This window comes from Arthrobacter horti (assembly GCF_030731045.1).
Classification (GTDB): Bacteria; Actinomycetota; Actinomycetes; order Actinomycetales; family Micrococcaceae; genus Arthrobacter_E; species Arthrobacter_E nanjingensis.
On sequence record NZ_JAVALS010000001.1, the window covers coordinates 483,057 to 503,262 of the forward strand.

Below are 20,206 nucleotides of genomic sequence, written 5' to 3' on the forward strand. Positions count from 1 at the left end.
CAGGCGTTTCCTGAACCGCTTCCTCGCCCGTCGGCGATAAGCCGATAATCCACATTATGTCAACTAATGTTCTGAGAACCCTCCCCGCCGAGGTGACCGGCTCCATCGCAGGCCACCGCGCCTTCGCCGGTGGGGCCCACCGGTATCCGGCGGACCCCACTGATCAGAGGCGCTCACTTACCGTCGTCCGAGCGCCTCCAGCACCGCTTGGGCCGCATTGTGCCCGGCGATGCCGCTGACGCCGCCGCCACGCACGGCACCCGAGCCGCAAAGCAGGATGCGGTCGTGCTCCGTCGCCACACCCCAGCGCTTGGCCGGGGTGTCGAGAACCTCGTCGTCCTCCGCGAATGGCCATGACAGCGGCGCATGGAAGATGTTGCCGCCCGGCATCGCCAGGGCCTCCTCGAGGTCGAGCGTGGTCTTCGTCTCGACGCACGGATTGCCCTCGCCGTCGAGCATGAGGACGTCCTCGATCGGCTCCGCCAGCACCGAATTGAGCGAGTCGAGCACGGCACGCTGCAGCCGCGCCCGCATCTCGTCATTGTTCTCGGCCGTCAGCAGACGATCCGGCACGTGCAGGCCGAACACCGTCAGGGTCTGCGCGCCCTGTGCCGCCAGTTCGGGCCCCAGGATCGACGGATCGGTGAGCGAATGGCAGTAGATCTCACAGGGCAGGATCTCCGGCACCTCGCCCTGATCCGCCTCGTGATAGGCCTGGGCGAGCTGCGAGTATTTCTCGTTGATGTGGAACGTCCCGCCGAATGCCGCTTCGGCCGCGATGTTCTCATCGCGAAGCTTCGGGAGCCTCTTCAGCAGCAGGTTCACCTTCACCTGGGCCCCCTCCGGCCGCTCGGAGCGGTCTTCCGGCTTGCCCAGCAGGCGGTTGAGGACATAGGGGGCGACGCCGGCCAGGACAGTGCCGCCGACGACGGCGCGTTGCGCTCCTTCGTGCGTGAACCTGACCTCGCCGTCGGGGCTGATCGAGGAGACTTCGGCTCCGGTCAGGATGACTGCGCCCGCTGCGCGGGCTGCGTCCGCCAGCTGTCCAGTCACCTGTCCCATGCCGCCGACCGGTACGTCCCAGTCCCCCGTCCCGCCGCCGATGACGTGGTACAGGAAGCACCGGTTCTGGGCCAGGTCCCCGTCCCGGGTGTCTGCGAAGGTGCCGATCAGTGCGTCAGTGGCCACCACTCCCCTGACCAGGTCGTCTCCGAGGCGCGATTCGATGAGTTCACCGATGGGACGCTCGAACACCGACTCCCAGAGCGCGTCGTCGTTCAGGCGCGCTTTTGCCTCACTGCGGGTGGGCAGCGGTTCGGTGACGCTCGGCCACATCGCCTCAGCCACTCGAAGCAGGTCGGAATTCAGTGCGGAGAACGCCGCGGCGTCATCGCTCGCGCCGATCCGCGTAAAGGAGTCCTTCGTGATGTGAGGATCGCCGTTGTCGATCAGCAGGCCGAGCCCACTCTCGTCGCCCGGCACCGGCGTGTACGAGGAGTAGCGGCGCCGGGCCAGCGTGAGCTCGAGTCCCAGATCCTCCTTGATCCGTTCGGGCATCAGGCTCACCAGGTAGGAATACCGGGAAAGCCGTGCGCTGAGCCCCGTGAACGCCGTCTTGCTGACGGCCGCTCCCCCGGTCGAACCGAGGCGCTCCAGGACGGCCACGGAAAGCCCAGCCTTCGCCAGATAGGCGGCGGCGGTGAGCCCGTTATGGCCACCCCCGACGATCACAGCATCGTAGTCAGGGGCCGGTGTGGTTGCGGACATGCACATCATCGCCTTCTCGTCGTTCCAAATTGACTGACTGATCAGTCAGAGTGAGAGCCTACACACGCCCATGTTCCGTGTAAACGGTGTTGCTGCGAATCCAGCGGGGAGCTACGCTACGCTGGCCTCGCGGCGGATAGGATCGAGCGATGGTGAGCAATCGAACCCAGGTGCGGCGCGAAGAGATCCTTGAGGCGGCCATTGAGCAGTTCACGGTCCGCGGCATTGCGGGAATCCGCGCGGCCGACGTCGCGAAGTCGCTCGGTGTCAGTAACGGCCTGATCTTCTACCACTTCGAGAGTAAGGACCAGCTCATCGCGGAGGCGTTCGCCTTCGTGGTCGATCATGGCCTTCAGGCGCTGCGTGCGATCGTCAAGGACGATCAGCCGGTCCTCGGCCGGATGGGCCGCGCGCTCAGCCTCTATGGCCCGGATGATGAGGTGACGGGCTGGAGGATCTGGGTTGACGGATGGTCTGCGGCGCAGCGGAACGACGCCCTTCGGGAGACCATCGTCCGGCTAAACGACTCCTGGGAGGACGCGTTCCTGGAACTCGTCCTCGACGGGATCAAGGCCGGGGTGTTCCGCATCGCCGATCCGGAGGCCGCCGTCGTCGGGATTATCGGAATTCTGGACGGCGCGGCCGTACAGGCCGTCGTGCGTGGCGGCAGCGACCGGATGCGTCGGCTGCGGCGCGCGGCAGCACGCGCCGTCGTCGACTCACTCGGGCTGAACGATGCCGACCGGGCAGCACTGATGGAGTCGATGGTCCAGGCGGCCTAGCCGGGAGCAAGACCTCCCTTGCCAACTGACTGGTCAGTCAGTGTAGTGTGTCTCACACCCTGGATCCCAGGGTTCCCCGGCACCGCGCAGGCAAAGGACCACCATGACGTTCACTCCGAAATCCGTCACCAGAACCGCTGCACTCTTCGCCGTATCGTTACTGGCTCTGACCGCGTGCACGAACGCTTCCGCGGGCGGCGCCGCGGACGCCAGCGGCTCGTCCACCTTCGATCCGGCGGCCGTCGCGAAAGATGAGGCTCTCGCCTCCCAGGTCCCGGCCGCCATCAAGGCGCGGGGAACGCTGCTGGTCGGCTCCGACACCACCTATCCCCCGGCCGAGTTCCTGGGCGGTCAAGACGGGCACACCCCCACCGGCTACGGTGCTGATCTGGCCCGCGCCATCGGCGCCAAGCTGGGTCTGAAGACCGAGATCCAGAGCGCCGACTTCAGCGGAATCCTGTCCTCCCTGGGTCCGAAGTACGACCTGGGGGTGAGCTCCTACACCATCACGAAGGAGCGGATGCAGGCGGTCAACTTCGTCAGCTACTTCAACGCCGGAACTGCGTGGGCGGTCAAGAAGGGCAACCCCAAGGGCTTCTCACTGGAGGATGTCTGCGGCAAATCCATCGGTGTCCAGACCGCCACCATTCAGGAGGACCCGGATCTCAAGGACCGGAGCGCGAAGTGTGTGGCCGCCGGCAAGAGCCCGATCAACGTGGTCTCGCTGAAGGACCAATCGGACGTCACCACCCGGCTCGTCAACGGAGGCCTGGACGCCATGGCGGCGGACTCTCCGATCATCGGGTACGCCATCCAGCAGACCGGAGGGCAGCTGGAAAAGCTCGGCTCGACGTACGATTCCGCCCCCGAAGGCATCGCGATCGCCAAGACGGACACCTCGTGGGCGGCGCTCGTCCAGAAGGCCGTGTCCGAGCTCATGGCGGACGGCAGCTACAAGAAGATCCTGGACACCTGGGGCACCGCCGATGGCGCCATCTCCTCCAGCCAGGTGAACCCTGCCGGCGCCTGATTCCGGCAACCTGACAGGAGGGGCACGGTGCTGCATCCTCGGATGCCGCACCGTGCCCTTTCCCGCCGTGGAAGCCTCAGTCCGCGGCTCCGTCCAGGAACGCCTTGAGCAGCGGCCCGCTGGTCTCGGCGCCGAATCCGCCGTCGTCCACGAAGACGGCCACTGCCAGATCTCCGTGTGTGGCGACGATCCATGCGTGGGTCTTCGGCGGATTCTCGGTCCCATACTCGGCCGTACCGGTCTTGGCGCCGACCGGAGCTCCGGAGACCGACGAGAGGAAACCGGCGTGGCCGGACGTGACCACGGCTCTCATGAGCTGGCGGAGCGGGGCCGCCTCCGCCGCGGTGATCGGCTTGTCGATCACCGGCGCCGACGGCGATGACGAAGCGGCGCCCGTCTCCCCCGCCACCAGGTGCGGAGTCACCGGTGCGCCCTTGGCGACGGAAGCGGCCATGACCGCACCGGCCAGCGGTGAGAGGAGGATCTTCCCCTGTCCGATCATGGAAGCGGCGTGTTCGGTGCCGGAAGCGGTCTCTGGGACGGACCCCAGGAACGCGTCGAAGCCGAGGTCGCTCTCGGGAAGACCGACGCCTAGGCCGCGGGCGGCGCTTTCCTGCTGCGCTTGCGTGACGGTGTCGCGTGCGTTGATGAAGGCGGTGTTGCACGAATGGGCGAACGCGGTCTCCAGTGGAACCTGCCCCATCGCCGACTCCGGATAGCCGGGGGCGTTCTTGAACACCCGCCCGTCCACCGTCACGGACGGAGTGCAGGACACGGTGGAGGATGGCGACTTGCCGTCGCGGACCAGCGCCAGTGAATCCACGATCTTGAACGTGGACCCCGGCGCGTACTGGCCGAGCATCGCGGTGTTGTAACCGTTGCTGCCCGGTCCTGACGCGGCCGCGAGAACGGCGCCGTCCGAGGGGCGGATCGCCACGAGAGCCGACGCCGTATTCGTGACCTTGGACAGGGTGCTGTCCGCCAGCTGCTGCAAGCGCACGTCCAGTGTTGTCTTCAGCGGCTGACCGGGTGTGGGCTTCTCCTCGAACAGGACCCTCGAGTCCTTCTGGGTGTCGGCCTCCTGAGAGGAGGACCCACTCTGTGCTTTCACGGCGTGGACCTCCACCCCGGACGTCCCACGGAGCTGCCGGTCATAACGTGATTGGAGGCCGCCGAGGCCGGCCATGTCGCCGGCCTTCAGCTCACCCTTGGATTTCTCCACCTGCTCCGCCGTGACCTCGCCGACCGTTCCGAGCACCGCGCGCGCGAACGTCCTGTCCGGCGCCAGAGCGAGGGTGCTGTCCACGGTGCGAGCTCCGGGGATGGATGCGAGCTTGTCCGGGGTGAGGGCCTTGGCTTCCGGGGAGTCCGCACGGTAGGTGATGGCTGACACGAACGCCTGCGCGCCTGCCGTCTTGACTCGGGCGGCGAACTCGCCCGCGTCAACGTCCGCGAGCTTGGCCAGCTGCCCGGCCACTGCGACCGGGTCCTTGCCGCCCAGTCGGGACTTGTCCAAGCCCAGTTCCAGCACAGGGCGGTTCGTCACCAGCACCGCATTTCCGGCGCCGGTGATGTCCGCTCGGGGCGGGGCGGTGGTCGAGACCGTGAGCGTCTCTCCTTGCTGCAGCCCCGGGGCCAGAAGATCTGGCTGCCACTGGGTCTTCCAGCTGTCGCCGTCCTTGCCCAGGTGCGCCTGGGTGGAGTACTTCCAATGACTCCCGGAGAGCGGCCAGTCGAAGGTGAGCGACGCCGTGGCCTTCTGCCCGTCCAGATTCACGGACGAGACGGTCACCACTGGGCGGGACGAGCCCATGCCGGCCGTGATCTCCTTGAGTGCCGCCGGCACGTCCGAAGTCCCGCCGGCGTCGAAGGGTGCCTTTCCGGCGTCCAGCGCGGCGAGGGCGGAGGCCAGCTGCTGCGAGGCCGCCTCGGCGCCTTTCCTCCCGTCATCGCAGGCGGTCAGGCCACCCACGAGGAGGGCGGCGGTCACTGTGCTGATGATGATCCGTGTTTTCCCCACGTGCGCCATTATGCCGCGGGGCTCCGACATCGTCGGCCGCAGGCCACTGTGACATGCGGGGATATTGCTTCGTTGTCTGAATCTGGGGGATCTGGTATAAGCGCGGAGAACGGCGGATAATCGATTCTAGGTCATGGCATTCGCCACGTACCTGCATAAACTGGAAAAGAGGAGCAGACCATGAGTTTCCTGGCTTTCCTTGTACTGGGTCTCATTTGCGGTGCGATCGCCAAGATGATCATGCCCGGTGAGCACGGCGGTGGTTGGGTTACCACTTTGATCCTGGGCGTTGTCGGGGCCATCCTGGGCGGCTGGATCGGCGGCGTCGTCTTCAACGTGGGATTGGCGGGCTTCTGGAGCCTGCAGACTTGGATCCTGTCCATTGTGGGTTCGGCCGTGGTGCTGTTCCTCTTCGGCCTCTTCAGCCACAGGGGACATGAGCACCGGACCAGCCACTGATCCCCAGGTATATGAAGGGACCGGCGTCTCGCGTCGGCCCCTTCCTTGTGTCCTGGACCTGGGCCGCGAACGCTAAACTGGAACAGCCATGCAATGTGACTATTTCGACGCCGGAACGTGCCGTTCGTGCACGGAGATGGGCGTCCCTTATCCGGACCAGTTGGAGCGCAAAGAGCGGCATCTCCGTCAGCAGCTTTCAGGGCTTCCGGAGCCGGTGTGGCTTCCGACCTTCGCCGCGAGCGAGTCGGGCTTCCGGAACAAGGCCAAGATGGCCGTGGCCGGAACGGCCGCAGAGCCGACGCTGGGCATTCTCGACACCGATGGCGCCGGGATCGACCTCCGCTCCTGCGGCCTGTGCTCCCCCGGCCTGACCGCAGCCCTTCCGGTGATCGCCGGCTTCATCACGCACGTGGGGCTGGAACCGTATTCGGTCCCACGGCGGCACGGCGAACTGAAGTACGTCCTTCTGACGGAGTCCCCCGACGGAGAGCTCATGCTCCGCTTCGTGCTGCGCAGCGCACGTCAGGTCCCGGCCATCCGCGAATCGCTGCCCTGGCTGTGTGAGCGACTGCCCACCGCCGTCGTGATCTCCGCGAACATCCATCCGGAACACAAAGCGGTTCTGGAAGGCGAGGAGGAGATCCTCCTGACGGAGCAGGAATCGCTTCCCATGCGCCTGGACGATGTCACGCTGCATTTGCGGACACGAAGCTTCTTCCAGACCAACACGGCGGTGGCGCGAGAGCTCTATCGTCAGGGCGGCGCCTGGGTTCAGGAGATCGCGCCGGCGAGCCTCTGGGACCTCTATTGCGGTGTGGGCGGCTTCGCGCTGCACACGGCCTCCCGTCTGCAGGAGCACGACGGCGGAGCGGCCGCACGCGGCGTCACCGGCATCGAGCTGAGCGGGGAGGCCGTGGCCAGTGCGCGCCTCAGCGCGGCCGAGGCGGGACTGGCCGGCGTGAACTTCCTCGTCGGGGACGCCACGGCGTTCGTCCGCGAGCAGACCTCGCTCCCCGAGATGGTCATTGTGAACCCGCCGCGGCGTGGGCTCGGCCCCGAGCTGGCCGATCTTCTCGAGGCCTCCTCGGTGGAGCACGTGGTCTATTCCAGCTGCAATGCGGTCACCCTGGCCAAGGACCTGGCGCGCATGCCGAGCCTGGTCCCCCAGCAGCTCCGGCTCATGGACATGTTCCCGCAGAGCCACCACTACGAGACGATGGTGTTGCTGCGCCGTCGTCCTTCCTGACCTCCGGAGGTTGACATGAAAACCCGTGGCAAGTCCGCGAAACTCTGGCTGGCGATCGTCCTGGACGCGGCCCTGATCCTGCTCTTCGCCGGGATCGGACGCGACGCCCACCACCAGGGCGAGGGTGTGCTCGGCATTCTGGCCACCGCCTGGCCCTTCCTCGTTGGGGCTGCCCTCGGCTGGGGTGTCGTGCGGGCGTGGCGCTCTCCCTCCCGCATCTGGCCGGCCGGCGTCGGCGTGTGGCTCGGGGCGCTCATCGGCGGAATGCTGCTCCGCGCGCTGACGGGTCAGGTGGTGGTGCTCGCCTTCATCATCGTGGCGTCCCTCTTCCTGGCGTTGATGCTCCTGGGCTGGCGCGTCGTCTGCCTCATCATCTCCGCGCTGCGGTCGAAGCTCAAGACGCTGTAATAGAGTTCTCCCAAAGCATCACCCGACGTCGACGCCAGGAAGGCCAGCCGTGATCACCGCTTTCGTGCACATCAAGACGGACACCTCATCGATTCCCGAGTCCGCTCAGCAGATCGCCGCCATCGAGGGCATCGAGGAGGTCTACTCCGTCACCGGCGAATGGGATCTCATCGCCATCGCCAAGGTCAGCAGGCATGAGGATCTCGCCGACGTGATCGCCGACCGTCTGTCCAAGGTCCCGGCCGTCGTTCACACCACCACGCATATAGCGTTCCGCTCGTATTCCAAGGCGGATCTCGACGAGGCGTACTCGATGGGTTTCGAGGGCTGACCGCCCGCAAGAATGTAACGACAGACGAAGGGGCACCGGATCATTCCGGTGCCCCTTTCTCGTCATTGACCGCGGTGGCGGCTCAGCTGCGGCTCGCGGCGACCCAGCGTTCGAGCACCTCGGCCGCTGCGCCGGAGTCGATGGATTCTTCGGCCGTCTTCTGCGCGGCGAGCAGCCGGTCCGTCAGAGAACCATCGTGGGCCGGGTCTGCGGCGACCAGGCCGGCGGCGGCATTGAGCACGACGGCGTCGCGCACGGGTCCGCGTTCTCCGGCCAGGAAGCGGCGGACGAGCTGAGCATTGCTCTCCGCGTCTGAACCTTTGAGTGCCTCGACGGGGACCAGGCCGACGCCGAAGTCACGGGGGTCGAAGCGGTGCTCGGTCACCGCGCCGTCGCGCACCTCCCAGATGGTGGACGAACCGGAGGTGGTGATCTTGTCCCGGCCGTCGTCACCGCGGAACACCAGCCCCCGTGTGCCTCGCCGGGCCAGCACCCCCGCCATCAGCGGGGCCATCCGCTCATTGGCCACCCCCAAAGCCTGCGCCGTGACGCCGGCCGGGTTGGTCAGCGGTCCGAGGACATTGAAGGAGGTCGGAACTCCGAGCTCCTTCCGGACCGCGCCCGCATGCCGGAGTGAAGGGTGGAACACCTGGGCGAAGCAGAGGGTGATCCCCACTTCGCGGGCGATCTCGGCCACGCGCCGCACCGGCAGATCCAGTCGCACGCCGAGAGCTTCAATCACATCCGCCGACCCGGTCTTGGTGGAGGCCCCCCGATTGCCGTGCTTGACGACCGTGTGTCCCGCGCCGACCACCACGAGGGAGGACATCGTGGAGATGTTGACGGTGTCCAGGCCGTCACCGCCGGTGCCGACGATGTCCAGGGCATCGCCCGGGACGGTGATCCGCTCCGCGCGGGCCAACATGGCCGCGGCCAGGCCGTCGATCTCCTCGACGGTCTCTCCCTTCGCGCGAAGGCCGACGAGAAAACCGGCAAGACGCGCCGGAGTGGCGGCCCCGTCCATGACCTCGCCCATGGCCCACTCGGTGGCCTCGGAGGGCAGATCCTCGCCCTTGATGAGGCTGCCGATCAACAGTGGCCAGCTCCAGGGAACTCGCGGGGTCTGAACGTCGTTAGTCACAGTACAGATCCTATCGACGCATGGCCGTCACGCCCGCAATGTGAACTGCCGCACGGTCCCGGAGCCGGAAATCCGCGGCTGTTTTCGCAGCTCTGTAGAAAAAGTCGGGCGAAACGGCGCTTTGCGTTGGGCAGTGCGCGGTTTTGCAGACATAATGTCTATGTGACCACAGCGACTCATGCCCCCAGTACCCCGGCGCATCCCACGCTGAACAGGCCAAACATGGTTTCCGTTGGGACCGTGGTGTGGCTGTCCAGCGAGCTGATGTTCTTCGCCGGCCTTTTTGCCATGTACTTCACCTTGCGCTCCACCTCCGGTGAGTTGTGGAGCGAGGAGACTGCGAAGCTGAACTTCCCCTTCGCGCTGGTGAACACCATCGTCCTGGTGCTCTCCTCCTTCACCTGCCAGATGGGTGTCTTCGCGGCCGAGCGCCTGCAGCCCCGTCGCTCGGGAGGCCTGTTCCAGTTCGCCCGTTGGGGTATGAACGAGTGGTTCATCCTGACGTTCCTCATGGGCGCCTTCTTCGTGGCCGGTCAGTCCACGGAGTACGCCATGCTCACCAGCGAGCACGTGACCCTGAACGCCAACGCGTATGGCTCCGCCTTCTACATGACCACGGGCTTCCACGGCCTGCACGTCATCGGCGGTCTGATTGCCTTCCTGTTCATCCTCGGCCGCTCGTTCGCGGCCAAGAAGTTCGGTCACTTCGAAGCGACATCCGCGATCGTGACCTCTTACTACTGGCACTTCGTGGACGTCGTGTGGATCGGCCTCTTCCTGGTCATCTACGTCCTGAAGTGACAAGTTCCTTGAGCACGGAACACGGCAAAGAAAACACCGCACCTGCCGGGCAGGCATGTGCACGATCGATCGAAGGAACCACCAAGTGAAGGCACTCTCCCTGAAGCGACGTCATCCGCTCGCGGCAATCGCCTTGCTGTTGTTGGGCCTGCTCTTCACCGGTGGCCTCTATGCTGCGGCCTCCACGGCAAACCAGGCCAAGGCCGACACTCAGAGCTACAGCGCCAGCGATGTCGCTGAAGGCAAGAAGCTCTTCGTGGCCAACTGCTCCACCTGCCATGGCATGGGTGCCTCCGGCACTCAAGCCGGTCCGTCTCTCGTGGGCGTCGGCGCCGCGGCTGTCGACTTCCAGGTCGGCACCGGCCGTATGCCCATGCAGATGGACGGCCCTCAGGCCCAGGTCAAGCCGGCTCAGTTCAACGAGGAGCAGACCCACCAGCTGGCCGCCTACGTGGCGTCCCTGGCCCCCGGCCCCAGCGTGCCGGACGCTCACATCACCGATGGTCAGGGCGACGCCGCCAAGGGCGGCGAACTGTTCCGCGTGAACTGCGCCATGTGCCACAACGCGGCCGCCGCCGGTGGCGCGCTGACCCGCGGCAAGTACGCCCCGAGCCTGCATGGCGTTTCGAGCGCGCACATCTACGAGGCCATGGTCACCGGCCCGCAGAACATGCCCGTCTTCAGTGACGCCAACATCTCGCCGGAGAGCAAGCGCGACATCATCACCTTCCTGAAGACCATCGAGAGCAACCCGTCCCCGGGTGGAGCCGAGCTCGGCTCGCTGGGTCCGGTCTCCGAAGGCCTCTTCGTCTGGACCGCAGGTCTGGCAGTGATCATCGGCTTCACCATCTGGCTGACGTCTCGCAGCAGCTGACGCCGCAGCAACACTTGGCCGCTGTTCTGACGGCGGCGTAGACATTGAAGATCCTCGGCAATAGCCGAACTCAGAGAGGGAAAAAGGGGAACCATGGGCAACCATAGTGACGGCAGCTCGACAAGCTCGAGCACCGTAGCTACGGCTGGTCAGCACGATGAAGGGGCATTCCAGGATCCTGGAATTCCTCCTCACCGTCCTCGACTCGCCGACAAAGACCCCAAGGCCGCCAAGCGAGCGGAGCGCCAGGTCGCAGTCCTGTTCATCGTGTCCGTGATTGGCACCTTGGTCTTCCTGGTGACGTACTTCGCCATCGACCTGACCAATACGTCGACCACTGGCACGATCGGCCTGCAGAACATGCTGCTGGGCATCGGCACCGCCTTCGCGATGCTCGGCATCGGCACCGGCATCGTGCACTGGGCCAAGACGCTCATGCCCGATCATGAGGTGTCCGAGGACCGCCACGCGCTGCGTACCGAGGAGGACCGTCAGGCCGCGGTGGCGATCGCCGACACGATCATCGAGGAATCCGGCATCAAGCGCCGCCCGCTGATCCGCAACACCCTCCTGGGTGCGGTGGCTCTGGCTCCCCTGCCGGCCCTCGCGGTCTTCGGCGATCTGGGCCCGCGCCCGGACGACAAGCTGGCCCATACCATGTGGGCGCCTCAGAACGGCAAGCTCAAGCGCCTCACCCGTGACCCCGACGGTACGCCCATCAAGGCGTCCGACGTCACCATCGGGTCCGCCTTCCACGTGATCCCCGAGGGGCTCAACGAGCTGGAGAGCGGCAAGCTGAACGAGAAGGCAAAGGCCGTCGTTCTGCTCATGCGCCTGAACCCGGATGAGCTGAACCCCTCCAAGGGTCGCGAGAACTGGGCCTACAACGGCATTGTCGCGTACTCCAAGATCTGCACGCACGTGGGTTGCCCGGTGGCACTCTACGAGCAGCAGACGCACCACCTGCTGTGCCCGTGCCACCAGTCGACCTTCGACCTGACGCACGAGTGCGCCGTGATCTTCGGCCCGGCCAGCCGCCCGCTGCCGCAGCTGCCGATTTCAGTCGACGAAGAGGGCTACCTGGTGGCCACGAGCGATTTCCACGAACCTGTCGGACCGAGTTACTGGGAGCGTGACGAGCATGAGCGCCGTCTCGACAGCTGAGCAGTCCACCTATCAGGCCGAGACGAAGTTCGGCCGCTTCACCGATTTCGTCGACCAGCGTGTCGGCGGATCGGGCATCCTCAAAGAGTTCGGCCGGAAGGTCTTCCCCGACCACTGGTCCTTCATGTTCGGTGAGGTGGCCCTGTATTCCTTCGTCATCCTGCTGATGACGGGCACCTTCCTGACGTTCTTCTTCGACCCCTCCATGGCGGAGACCCACTACCACGGCAGTTACTCGCCGCTGTACAACGTGGAGATGTCGGTCGCGTACAACTCCTCGCTCAACATCTCCTTCGAGGTGCGCGGCGGTCTGTTCATGCGTCAGGTGCACCACTGGGCGGCCCTGCTGTTCGTGGCCTCCGTGTCCGTGCACATGCTGCGCGTGTTCTTCACCGGCGCGTTCCGCAAGCCGCGTGAACTCAACTGGGTCGTGGGCGGTGTCCTGATCATCCTCGCGATGGCCGCAGGCTTCACCGGCTACTCCCTCCCCGACGATCTGCTCTCCGGCAACGGCCTGCGCATCATCGACGGCGTCATCAAGTCGATCCCGGTGATCGGTACCTGGATCTCGTTCTTCCTCTTCGGCGGTGAGTTCCCGGGGACGGCCATCATCGGCCGCCTCTACGTACTGCACATCCTGCTGGTGCCGGCCCTGATCCTTCTGATGGTCGCAGTCCACCTCTTCATGGTGGTCGTCCACAAGCACACGCAGTACCCCGGCCCGGGCCGCAACGACCGCAACGTCGTCGGCTACCCGCTCGGCCCGGTCTACGCCGCAAAGGCCGGTGGCTTCTTCTTCATCGTGTTCGGTGTGATCGCCCTGATGGCCGGTTTCTTCACCATCAACCCGATCTGGAACTACGGTCCGTACGACCCCTCCCCCGTGTCCGCAGGCACCCAGCCTGACTGGTACATCGGCTGGGTCGACGGCGCCCTGCGCCTCATGCCCGGTGTGATCGGCGCCGTCGACGGCTACCGCCAGCACTTCGAGTTCATCATCTTCGGCCACGTGCTGACGCTGAACGTGCTCCTTCCGGCGCTGGTTCCGGCCGGCATCGTGTTCACCGTTCTGTTCACCTACCCGTGGATCGAGCGCTGGATCACCAAGGACGACCGCGAGCACCACGTGCTGGACCGCCCGCGCAACGCCCCGACCCGTACCGCCATCGGTGTGGCCGGCTTCATCTTCTACTGCGTGATGTGGGCCGCGGCCAGCTCCGACCTCATCGCCACGCACTTCAAGGTGTCGCTGAACGATGTGACCTACTGGCTCCGTGCCCTGTTCTTCATCGGCCCGGTCCTCGGTTTCATCGTCGCGAAGCGTGTGGCCCTTGCCCTGCAGCGCAAGGACCGGGAGATCGCCCTGCACGGCCGCGAGACCGGCCGCATCGTGCGCCTGCCGCACGGTGAGTTCATCGAGGTCCACGCCCCGCTCAACGACTACAAGCGCTACCGTCTGGTGTCCTTCGAGTCGCCCAAGCCGCTGCCGGCCCAGCCGAACTCCCACGGCGTGGTGGACCGCAAGGAACGCCGTCGCGCGAAGTTCTCCACGTGGTTCTTCGAGGATCGGGTCGCCCCGATCACGCCCGCCGAGCTGGAGGCCGCGCACGCACACGGCCACCACGGTGAGGTCGAGTCCGGCGAAGAGACCAAGAGCCTGAGCCACTAGGCCAAGGTCTCCCCCGAAACGAAAGGCCCCTTCCAGAGATGATCTGGAAGGGGCCTTTCGCGTGCCCGGACACTGTCCCGTGAGAGCTGTGCTGTCGCCGGCCTGCCCGGTAGGAGCAGCCGGCCTTACGGCCGCGGCGGTGGGGCCGCGCGGTAGTTGCGTGGGGACTTCTTGCCCTGCCGCTGCAGAGGAACGCGCAGGGAGTAGCGATCGGCGCGGTAATAGGACACTGAATAGTCCACCACGGTGTCCGCGACGTAGGCATGGCGCTGGATCTTCAGCAGGGGCGAGCCGATGTCCACCTTCAGCAGCGTCGCCACGGACGGGCTGGCTGCAGTCGCCTCCACGATGTCCTCACCCCAGTCCATGACGAGCCCGTAGCTGGCCTCCAGCTCGCCATAGAGGGAGACGGGCGCCTTCCCCGCGGTGATCCCGGGAGCCCGTGACGAGAGGATGAAGTTCTCATCGACGCTCATCGGTTCGTTGTCGGCCAGCAGCAGGCGGCGGAAGCGCACCACGGGTGTCCCCTCGGCGACCTCAAGCTCCCGCGCGAGGTGAGGATTGGATCGGATCTCCTCGAAGCTCAGAACCCGTGACGTGGGCACCATGCCGCGCCGCTGCATCTCCTCGCTGTAGGAGGTCAGCTTCAGCTGGAGGTCGACCTTGGGCCGGTGGACGAAGGTGCCCACTCCCACCATGCGGTCCACGATATTGTCACGGGCCAGAGAGTCGAGTGCTTGCCGGACCGTCATGCGGGCCAGGCCGAAGCGGTCGCACAGGGCGCGCTCCGACGGCAGTTCCGTGCCCGGCTGGCAGCTGGTGTCGATGAAGGTCAGCAGAAGCGATTTGAGCTGCTCATAGAGCGGCACAGGGCTGTTCCGGTCAATCTCTCCGGCGATGGCTGAGGCGGCGGGGGGCATCGGGTCTCCCTGAGGGCGGCGTGCGTCGGACAGCTACTATTCTTATTCAGATAGCTGTACCGGTCTAATGAATCCGAGGAGAACACGTGCCCGTTGTCCGTGCCCGAGTCACTGCCGCCATCGGGCTGCACGCCAGGCCAGCGGCGGAGTTCGTCCGTGCCGTGGCCGAGACGCTGCTGCCCGTCACCATCGCCAAGCCCGGGGAATCGCCAGTGGATGCAAGGTCCCTGCTCGAAGTGATGACTGCGGACTTCGCCTCCGGAACCGAGGTCGTGCTGGCCCTGGACGACCACGAGCACCCCTCCCCTGCCGCTCTGGCGAGCCTGGAGGGTCTGAAGGACCTTCTGGAGTCCCAGGGATGATGAAAACCGCCGGGAGGCTCTGACGAGCCTTCCCGGCGGTCTTGATGCGAAACGACGGCGGCGCCCTCCCGAAGGAGAGCGTCGCCGTCGTCGTTCAGCTGCGAAGCGGAGCGTCAGTGAGCGTGGTCACCGCGGCTGTACTCGAAGACCCAGCCGACCAGGGCCACGACGGCCAGGCCGGCGGCCACGAACAGGATCCAGAAGCCGACCGCCAGGCCGAGGAACCCACCGGCGCAGGCGAGGCCCAGAACCAGCGGCCACCAGCTCCAGGGGCTGAAGTGCCCCTGCTCGCCGGCACCCTCATGGATCTCGGCGTCATCGCGGTCCTCGGGACGCATACCGACACGCTTGCCGGTGAAGCCGAGGTAAGCGCCGATCATGCCGGCCAGGCCGCCCACGAGCAGGATGCCCAGGATGCCGACCCACTCTTTCCAGTCGGTCAGGAAACCGTAGACGATGGAAACCGGGACGAAGAAGAAGACGCCGGTTCCGAAGAGCCAGGATTCGATTTTCACTTGGCTGCTCCCTTCGGTGCTGCGTGCGCGCCGGCCGGGGCGAGCTCCGGGTGGTGGAGGTCGAGAGCCGGACGCTCCGAACGGATGCGCGGGATGGACGTGAAGTTGTGACGCGGCGGCGGGCAGGACGTGGCCCACTCGAGCGAGGCACCGAAGCCCCACGGGTCATCCACGGTGACCTTCTTGTCACTGCGCCAGGTGATGTACACGTTCCAGAAGAACGGGATCAGGGAGGCGCCCAGGACGAAGGAGGAGATGGTGGAGAACTGGTTCATGGCCGTGAAGCCGTCCTGCGGCATGTAGTCCGCGTAACGACGGGGCATTCCGAGAACGCCGAGCCAGTGCTGGATCAGGAAGGTGCCGTGGAAGCCCAGGAACAGGAGCCAGAAGTGGATCTTGCCGAGGCGCTCATTGAGCATCTTGCCCGTCCACTTCGGCCACCAGAAGTAGAAGCCGGCGAACATGGCGAACACCACGGTACCGAACACCACGTAGTGGAAGTGAGCCACCACGAAGTAGCTGTCGGACAGCTGGAAGTCCAGCGGCGGGGAGGACAGGATGATGCCGGTCAGACCGCCGAAGAGGAAGGTGACCATGAAGCCGAGGCTCCAGAGCATCGGGGTCTCGAAGGTGATCGAGCCGCCCCACAGGGTTCCGATCCAGTTGAAGAACTTCACGCCGGTCGGAACGGCGATCAGCATCGTCATGAAGGAGAAGAACGGCAGCAGCACGGAGCCGGTCACGTACATGTGGTGGGCCCACACGGTGACGGACAGCGCGGCGATGGAGATGGTCGCGTAGACCAGGCCCTTGTAACCGAAGATCGGCTTGCGGCTGAAGACCGGGAAGATCTCGGAGACGATGCCGAAGAACGGCAGGGCGATGATGTAGACCTCGGGGTGGCCGAAGAACCAGAACAGGTGCTGCCAGAGGACCGCACCGCCGTTCTCCGGATCGAAGATGTGAGCGCCGAAGCGGCGGTCGGCGCCGAGACCGAACAGAGCGGCAGCCAGCGGCGGGAAGGCCATCAGGACCAGGATCGCCGTGATCAGCGTGTTCCAGGTGAAGATCGGCATGCGCCACATGGTCATGCCCGGGGCACGCATGCAGATGATGGTGGTGATGAAGTTGACCGCGCCCAGGATGGTGCCGAAGCCGGAGAGGCCCAGGCCGAACACCCAGAGGTCACCGCCCACGCCCGGGGAGAACGTGGTGTTGGACAGCGGGGCGTAGGCGAACCAGCCGAAGGAGGCGGCACCCTGCGGGGTGATGAAGCCGGAGACGGCGATCGTGGAGCCGAACAGGAAGAACCAGAAGGCCAGCGCGTTCAGACGGGGGAAGGCGACGTCAGGGGCGCCGATCTGCAGCGGCATGATGACGTTCGCGAAGCCCGCGAAGAGCGGGGTGGCGAACATCAGGAGCATGACGGTGCCGTGCATGGTGAACAGCTGGTTGTACTGTTCCTTCGTCTGCAGGATCTGCATGCCGGGCTCGAAGAGCTCCGCACGGATGAGCAGCGCCATCACGCCGCCCAGGCAGAAGAAGATGAACGAGGCGATCAGGTACATGTAGCCGATCGTCTTGTGGTCGGTGGACGTGATCCAGTTGACCACGATCCGGCCCTTGGACTTCGGCACCACGGGTGCGTCCAGGACCCCTGCGGGTTGAGTGTAGGTAGCCACGGCTGTCCCTTAGTTCTTTGCGTTCAGGTTCGGGTTGCGGTCGTACTTGTTGCCAAGCTCGCCCGTGTTGCCCTGCTGCTGGAGCTGTGCCATGTGGGCCTGGAACTCCGACTCGGAGACGACCTTCACGCGGAACAGCATCTCGGAGTGGTACTCACCGCAGAGCTCGGCGCACTTACCGTCGTAAGTGCCTTCCTTGGTCGGCGTGAAGTCCATGTAGTTCGTCTTGCCCGGGATCATGTCGCGCTTCTGCAGGAAGGCGGGGACCCAGAAGGAGTGGATGACGTCACGGGAGTTCAGCTCAAGCTCGACGCTCTTGCCGACCGGCAGGTACAGCGTGGGGAGCTTGTCCTTGTCCACGTCGTTACCGGTCAGGTGCGCCTGGACGCCGCCTTCGTAGACGGCCGTCTTGACGACGTCACCCTGCTTGTAGTTGAAGTCCCAGGCCCACTGCTTGCCGCGGACGTCGATGACGACGTCGGCCGGCTTGGAGCGGTCGTCGATGGCCTGCTGGTCACGATCCGTGAAGTAGAAGAAGACCAGGACCATGAACAGAGGAATGGTCAGGTAGAAGACTTCAAGCGGAAGGTTGTAGCTCAGCTGCTTGGGGAATCCGGTGGTGCCCTTGCGGCGCCGGTAGGCGATGATGCACCAGATGATCAGACCCCAGGTGACGAAGCCAACGGCAATGGCGGCAATCCACGAGTTCACCCAGAGGTCGATGATGCGGCCAGTGTGGTTGGTGACGTCCTTGTCGGACGGCAACCACCCCCTGGCGACCTCCGATGAACATCCGGTCAATGCCAACGCGCCGGCCACGGCGACGCCGGTGATCGCCGTGATCTTCCCGCGTCGGCTGCCGGTTCGGTTCTGCGAACTCACAGACGGCCCTTCCTCTTTGTTTCAGCATGTGGCCCCGTTTTTTGGCACCACTGCGTTGAGTTTTACTACCCGATGTAGAGCTTACCGCTAGCCACGGTGTTTTGCTCACACGACAGCCGTGTGCCCCGCACATTCTTGGATCGAATGGCGAGGCACACGGCTGTCGGGAGGAGAAGGCTCAGTGGAACGAGTCACCACAGGCGCAGGAGCCGCCCGCATTGGGGTTGTCGATCGTGAATCCCTGCTTCGAGATGGTGTCCTCGAAGTCGATGGAAGCACCGTTGAGGTACGGGACGCTCATCTTGTCCACCACCACCTCGACACCGTCGAAGTCACGTACGGCGTCGCCGTCCAGGATCCGTTCGTCGAAGTAGAGCTGGTAGATCAGGCCGGAGCAACCGCCGGGCTGCACGGCGACCCGCAAGCGGAGATCCGTACGGCCTTCCTGCTCCAGGAGGCTGCGGACCTTGTCCGCAGCCACATCACTGAGATTGACCTCGTGGCTGGGAAGGCCGTCCTCGATGGTGACAGCGACGTTCTCGCTGGTGCTGGTGCTCATGGCGCATACTCCTCTACACGGTGTCGTCCCAGGCCTGTCATGACCCGGACATCTCTCTCTATGCTACGGCGGATAGTCCCCTGCCTTAACACTTGTCTCAACGCGGATGCGGCCCGGGTTCTTCCCCGGGCCGGACCGGGATCAGGCTCCCGCGTTCAGTGCGGCCAGCAGAAGCGCCTCGGCCAGCACGGCCTTGCGGAACTCCTCGATGTGCAGCGACTCGTTGGCGCTGTGAGCACGTGAGTCGGGATCCTCCACCCCGGTGACCAGGATCTGGGCCTCCGGGTAGATCTCCACGAGCTCGGCGATGAACGGGATGGACCCGCCGATGCCGGTGCCCACGGACTCCGTTCCCCAGGCCTGGGCCAGGGCACCCATCATGGTCCGGGCGGCCGGTGAATCCATGTCGACGGCGAAGGGGTTGCCCATCTCGCCCGGGGTGAAGGTCACCTGCGCGCCGAACGGGGCATTCGCTTCCACGTGCGCCCGGACCGCTTCCATCGCGGTGGCGGGATCCTGGCCTGGAGCGATGCGGAGGCTGAACTTGGCGCCGGCGACCGGCAGGAGCGTGTTGCTCGCAACGGCGATGCTGGGTGCATCGATGCCGATGATCGACAGCGCCGGCTTGGTCCAGATCCGGGAGGTGAGGCTCCCCTCCCCCGCCAGCGTCACGCCGTCGAGCACGGACGCATCGGCGCGGAAGTCCGCCTCCGGCATGTCGACGTCGGTCTCATCGGTGGAGACCAGCCCGGCGATGGCGACGTTGCCCTTCTCATCATGGAAGGTGCTGATCAGGCGCGCCAGCAGAGTCGGCGCGTCCAGCACAGGACCGCCGAACATGCCGGAGTGCACGGCGTGATCCAGCACGCGGACTTCGATCACGCCGTCCACCAGGCCGCGGAGGCTCGTGGTCAGGGCGGGGATCCCCACCTTCCAGTTGCTGGAGTCGGCCACGACGATCACGTCGGCCGCGAGTTCGGCCTGGTGCTCCTCGAGGAACGCCCGGAACGTCGGCGAGCCGGCCTCCTCCTCGCCTTCGATGAAGAGGGTCACGCCCAGCCCGAAGTCCTTGCCCAGGACCTCGGCCACGGCCGCACTGGCGGCCATGTGAACCATGATCCCGGCCTTGTCATCGGCGGCGCCACGCCCGTACAGGCGGCCATCACGTTCGACGGCGATGAACGGCTCCGAATTCCACAGGGCCGGATCCCCCGGCGGCTGGACGTCGTGGTGGGCGTAGAGGAGAACGGTCGGCTTGCCGGTCTCCGCAGGGCGGCGCGCGACGACGGCGGGCCCGCCGGGCGTGCCGTCCGCCTTAAGCGCGCGGTGGATCCCCACCTCGGGGAAGCCGGCCGCGGTGGCCAGCGCGGCGACGGCGTCCGCACTGCGGTCCAGCTGGGCGGCGTCGAAGCTCGCCCAGGCGATGCCGGGGATGGCGACGAGTTCCTTGAGAGTCGCCAGGGTGGAAGCGAAGGAGGCGTCGACGGCGGCGCGCAGTGCGTCGGCCTGTGGGCCTGCCACGGCCACGGGAAGTTCCTCGTGAGTTGTCATGAGCCTAAGCCTAGTGCGCGGTGAGGAAGCCGGATGAGATCTC

At 65.7% G+C, this 20,206-nt stretch carries 20 protein-coding genes; 11 read left to right on the top strand and 9 right to left on the bottom strand.

Going from position 1 to position 20,206, the window contains the following annotated elements; genetic code table 11:
* Nucleotides 1-177: 177 nt before the first annotated feature.
* Entirely contained in the window at nucleotides 178-1,767 is a 1,590-nt protein-coding gene (locus Q9R02_RS02320; protein ID WP_425279192.1) for a phytoene desaturase family protein, read from the bottom strand.
* 152 nt (nucleotides 1,768-1,919) lie between these two features.
* Between Q9R02_RS02320 and Q9R02_RS02325 the strand changes: the two genes are divergently transcribed.
* Together Q9R02_RS02325 and Q9R02_RS02330 are read left to right on the top strand one after the other, a co-directional pair.
* Nucleotides 1,920-2,549 carry a TetR/AcrR family transcriptional regulator gene (locus tag Q9R02_RS02325; protein ID WP_305995016.1) on the top strand — a complete coding sequence of 210 codons (630 nt, stop codon included), beginning with the start codon at nucleotides 1,920-1,922 and terminating at the stop codon, nucleotides 2,547-2,549.
* A gap of 103 nt (nucleotides 2,550-2,652) precedes the next feature.
* Nucleotides 2,653-3,579 (top strand): ABC transporter substrate-binding protein, encoded by a 927-nt coding sequence (locus tag Q9R02_RS02330; protein WP_305995017.1) that lies wholly within the window; start codon nucleotides 2,653-2,655, stop codon nucleotides 3,577-3,579.
* A 76-nt stretch (nucleotides 3,580-3,655) separates the two neighbouring features.
* On the opposite strand, the gene Q9R02_RS02335 is transcribed toward Q9R02_RS02330, so the two are convergent.
* On the bottom strand, nucleotides 3,656-5,608 hold the full coding sequence (locus Q9R02_RS02335; RefSeq protein WP_305995018.1) for a penicillin-binding transpeptidase domain-containing protein: 1,953 nt from the start codon (nucleotides 5,606-5,608) through the stop codon (nucleotides 3,656-3,658).
* A gap of 171 nt (nucleotides 5,609-5,779) precedes the next feature.
* Between Q9R02_RS02335 and Q9R02_RS02340 the strand changes: the two genes are divergently transcribed.
* From Q9R02_RS02340 to Q9R02_RS02355, 4 genes are all read left to right on the top strand, one after another.
* On the top strand, nucleotides 5,780-6,058 hold the full coding sequence (locus Q9R02_RS02340) for a GlsB/YeaQ/YmgE family stress response membrane protein (RefSeq protein WP_305995019.1): 279 nt from the start codon (nucleotides 5,780-5,782) through the stop codon (nucleotides 6,056-6,058).
* Nucleotides 6,059-6,146: 88 nt separating this feature from the next.
* Nucleotides 6,147-7,304, top strand: coding sequence for a 23S rRNA (uracil(747)-C(5))-methyltransferase RlmC (gene rlmC / locus Q9R02_RS02345; protein ID WP_305995020.1), 1,158 nt, complete (start codon nucleotides 6,147-6,149; stop codon nucleotides 7,302-7,304).
* Between the two features lie 15 nt (nucleotides 7,305-7,319).
* Nucleotides 7,320-7,712, top strand: coding sequence for a DUF3054 domain-containing protein (locus Q9R02_RS02350; RefSeq protein ID WP_305995021.1), 393 nt, complete (start codon nucleotides 7,320-7,322; stop codon nucleotides 7,710-7,712).
* Nucleotides 7,713-7,761: 49 nt separating this feature from the next.
* Nucleotides 7,762-8,043, top strand: a complete 282-nt coding sequence (locus Q9R02_RS02355; protein WP_305995022.1) for an Lrp/AsnC family transcriptional regulator — start codon at nucleotides 7,762-7,764, stop codon at nucleotides 8,041-8,043.
* An 82-nt stretch (nucleotides 8,044-8,125) separates the two neighbouring features.
* On the opposite strand, the gene trpD is transcribed toward Q9R02_RS02355, so the two are convergent.
* Complete coding sequence (trpD, locus tag Q9R02_RS02360) at nucleotides 8,126-9,184, bottom strand: anthranilate phosphoribosyltransferase (protein ID WP_305995023.1); 1,059 nt, start codon at nucleotides 9,182-9,184, stop codon at nucleotides 8,126-8,128.
* A gap of 162 nt (nucleotides 9,185-9,346) precedes the next feature.
* Between trpD and ctaE the strand changes: the two genes are divergently transcribed.
* The 4 genes from ctaE (at nucleotide 9,347) to qcrB (ending at nucleotide 13,692) form a co-directional block, all read left to right on the top strand.
* Nucleotides 9,347-9,985 (top strand): aa3-type cytochrome oxidase subunit III, encoded by a 639-nt coding sequence (gene ctaE, locus Q9R02_RS02365; RefSeq protein WP_437124363.1) that lies wholly within the window; start codon nucleotides 9,347-9,349, stop codon nucleotides 9,983-9,985.
* Nucleotides 9,986-10,070: 85 nt separating this feature from the next.
* Nucleotides 10,071-10,859, top strand: a complete 789-nt coding sequence (gene qcrC, locus Q9R02_RS02370) for a cytochrome bc1 complex diheme cytochrome c subunit (protein ID WP_305995025.1) — start codon at nucleotides 10,071-10,073, stop codon at nucleotides 10,857-10,859.
* 93 nt (nucleotides 10,860-10,952) lie between these two features.
* Nucleotides 10,953-12,023, top strand: a complete 1,071-nt coding sequence (gene qcrA / locus Q9R02_RS02375) for a cytochrome bc1 complex Rieske iron-sulfur subunit (protein WP_305995026.1) — start codon at nucleotides 10,953-10,955, stop codon at nucleotides 12,021-12,023.
* The gene (gene qcrB / locus Q9R02_RS02380; RefSeq protein ID WP_305995027.1) at nucleotides 12,001-13,692 is read left to right on the top strand and encodes a cytochrome bc1 complex cytochrome b subunit; all 1,692 of its coding nucleotides are present in this window, start codon (nucleotides 12,001-12,003) and stop codon (nucleotides 13,690-13,692) included. The genes qcrA and qcrB overlap by 23 nt, the downstream gene beginning before the upstream one ends.
* Nucleotides 13,693-13,817: 125 nt before the next feature.
* On the opposite strand, the gene Q9R02_RS02385 is transcribed toward qcrB, so the two are convergent.
* Nucleotides 13,818-14,612 (bottom strand): GntR family transcriptional regulator, encoded by a 795-nt coding sequence (locus Q9R02_RS02385; RefSeq protein ID WP_305995028.1) that lies wholly within the window; start codon nucleotides 14,610-14,612, stop codon nucleotides 13,818-13,820.
* An 86-nt stretch (nucleotides 14,613-14,698) separates the two neighbouring features.
* Here Q9R02_RS02385 and Q9R02_RS02390 point away from each other — a divergent pair, with 86 nt between their 5' ends.
* On the top strand, nucleotides 14,699-14,974 hold the full coding sequence (locus Q9R02_RS02390) for an HPr family phosphocarrier protein (RefSeq protein ID WP_305995029.1): 276 nt from the start codon (nucleotides 14,699-14,701) through the stop codon (nucleotides 14,972-14,974).
* A gap of 113 nt (nucleotides 14,975-15,087) precedes the next feature.
* On the opposite strand, the gene Q9R02_RS02395 is transcribed toward Q9R02_RS02390, so the two are convergent.
* The 5 genes from Q9R02_RS02395 to Q9R02_RS02415 form a co-directional block, all read right to left on the bottom strand.
* Nucleotides 15,088-15,489, bottom strand: coding sequence for a cytochrome c oxidase subunit 4 (locus tag Q9R02_RS02395; protein WP_305995030.1), 402 nt, complete (start codon nucleotides 15,487-15,489; stop codon nucleotides 15,088-15,090).
* Nucleotides 15,486-17,171 (bottom strand): aa3-type cytochrome oxidase subunit I, encoded by a 1,686-nt coding sequence (gene ctaD / locus Q9R02_RS02400; RefSeq protein WP_305995031.1) that lies wholly within the window; start codon nucleotides 17,169-17,171, stop codon nucleotides 15,486-15,488. The genes Q9R02_RS02395 and ctaD overlap by 4 nt, the downstream gene beginning before the upstream one ends.
* A gap of 9 nt (nucleotides 17,172-17,180) precedes the next feature.
* On the bottom strand, nucleotides 17,181-18,053 hold the full coding sequence (gene ctaC / locus Q9R02_RS02405) for an aa3-type cytochrome oxidase subunit II (RefSeq protein WP_305995032.1): 873 nt from the start codon (nucleotides 18,051-18,053) through the stop codon (nucleotides 17,181-17,183).
* Between the two features lie 178 nt (nucleotides 18,054-18,231).
* Nucleotides 18,232-18,612, bottom strand: a complete 381-nt coding sequence (locus tag Q9R02_RS02410; RefSeq protein ID WP_305995033.1) for a HesB/IscA family protein — start codon at nucleotides 18,610-18,612, stop codon at nucleotides 18,232-18,234.
* Nucleotides 18,613-18,753: 141 nt separating this feature from the next.
* Nucleotides 18,754-20,163 carry a dipeptidase gene (locus Q9R02_RS02415; protein WP_305995034.1) on the bottom strand — a complete coding sequence of 470 codons (1,410 nt, stop codon included), beginning with the start codon at nucleotides 20,161-20,163 and terminating at the stop codon, nucleotides 18,754-18,756.
* Nucleotides 20,164-20,206 lie beyond the last annotated feature (43 nt).

What these genes read in the sequence shown, in the direction of transcription:
- Q9R02_RS02385 (WP_305995028.1), bottom strand. Translation starts at nt 14,612, where the DNA reads ATGCCCCCCGCCGCCTCAGCCATCGCCGGAGAGATTGACCGGAACAGC.
- Q9R02_RS02340 (WP_305995019.1), top strand. Translation starts at nt 5,780, where the DNA reads ATGAGTTTCCTGGCTTTCCTTGTACTGGGTCTCATTTGCGGTGCGATC.
- Q9R02_RS02410 (WP_305995033.1), bottom strand. Translation starts at nt 18,612, where the DNA reads ATGAGCACCAGCACCAGCGAGAACGTCGCTGTCACCATCGAGGACGGC.
- Q9R02_RS02415 (WP_305995034.1), bottom strand. Translation starts at nt 20,163, where the DNA reads ATGACAACTCACGAGGAACTTCCCGTGGCCGTGGCAGGCCCACAGGCC.
- qcrA (WP_305995026.1), top strand. Translation starts at nt 10,953, where the DNA reads ATGGGCAACCATAGTGACGGCAGCTCGACAAGCTCGAGCACCGTAGCT.
- Q9R02_RS02330 (WP_305995017.1), top strand. Translation starts at nt 2,653, where the DNA reads ATGACGTTCACTCCGAAATCCGTCACCAGAACCGCTGCACTCTTCGCC.
- rlmC (WP_305995020.1), top strand. Translation starts at nt 6,147, where the DNA reads ATGCAATGTGACTATTTCGACGCCGGAACGTGCCGTTCGTGCACGGAG.
- Q9R02_RS02350 (WP_305995021.1), top strand. Translation starts at nt 7,320, where the DNA reads ATGAAAACCCGTGGCAAGTCCGCGAAACTCTGGCTGGCGATCGTCCTG.
- Q9R02_RS02320 (WP_425279192.1), bottom strand. Translation starts at nt 1,767, where the DNA reads ATGTCCGCAACCACACCGGCCCCTGACTACGATGCTGTGATCGTCGGG.
- Q9R02_RS02335 (WP_305995018.1), bottom strand. Translation starts at nt 5,608, where the DNA reads ATGGCGCACGTGGGGAAAACACGGATCATCATCAGCACAGTGACCGCC.
- qcrB (WP_305995027.1), top strand. Translation starts at nt 12,001, where the DNA reads ATGAGCGCCGTCTCGACAGCTGAGCAGTCCACCTATCAGGCCGAGACG.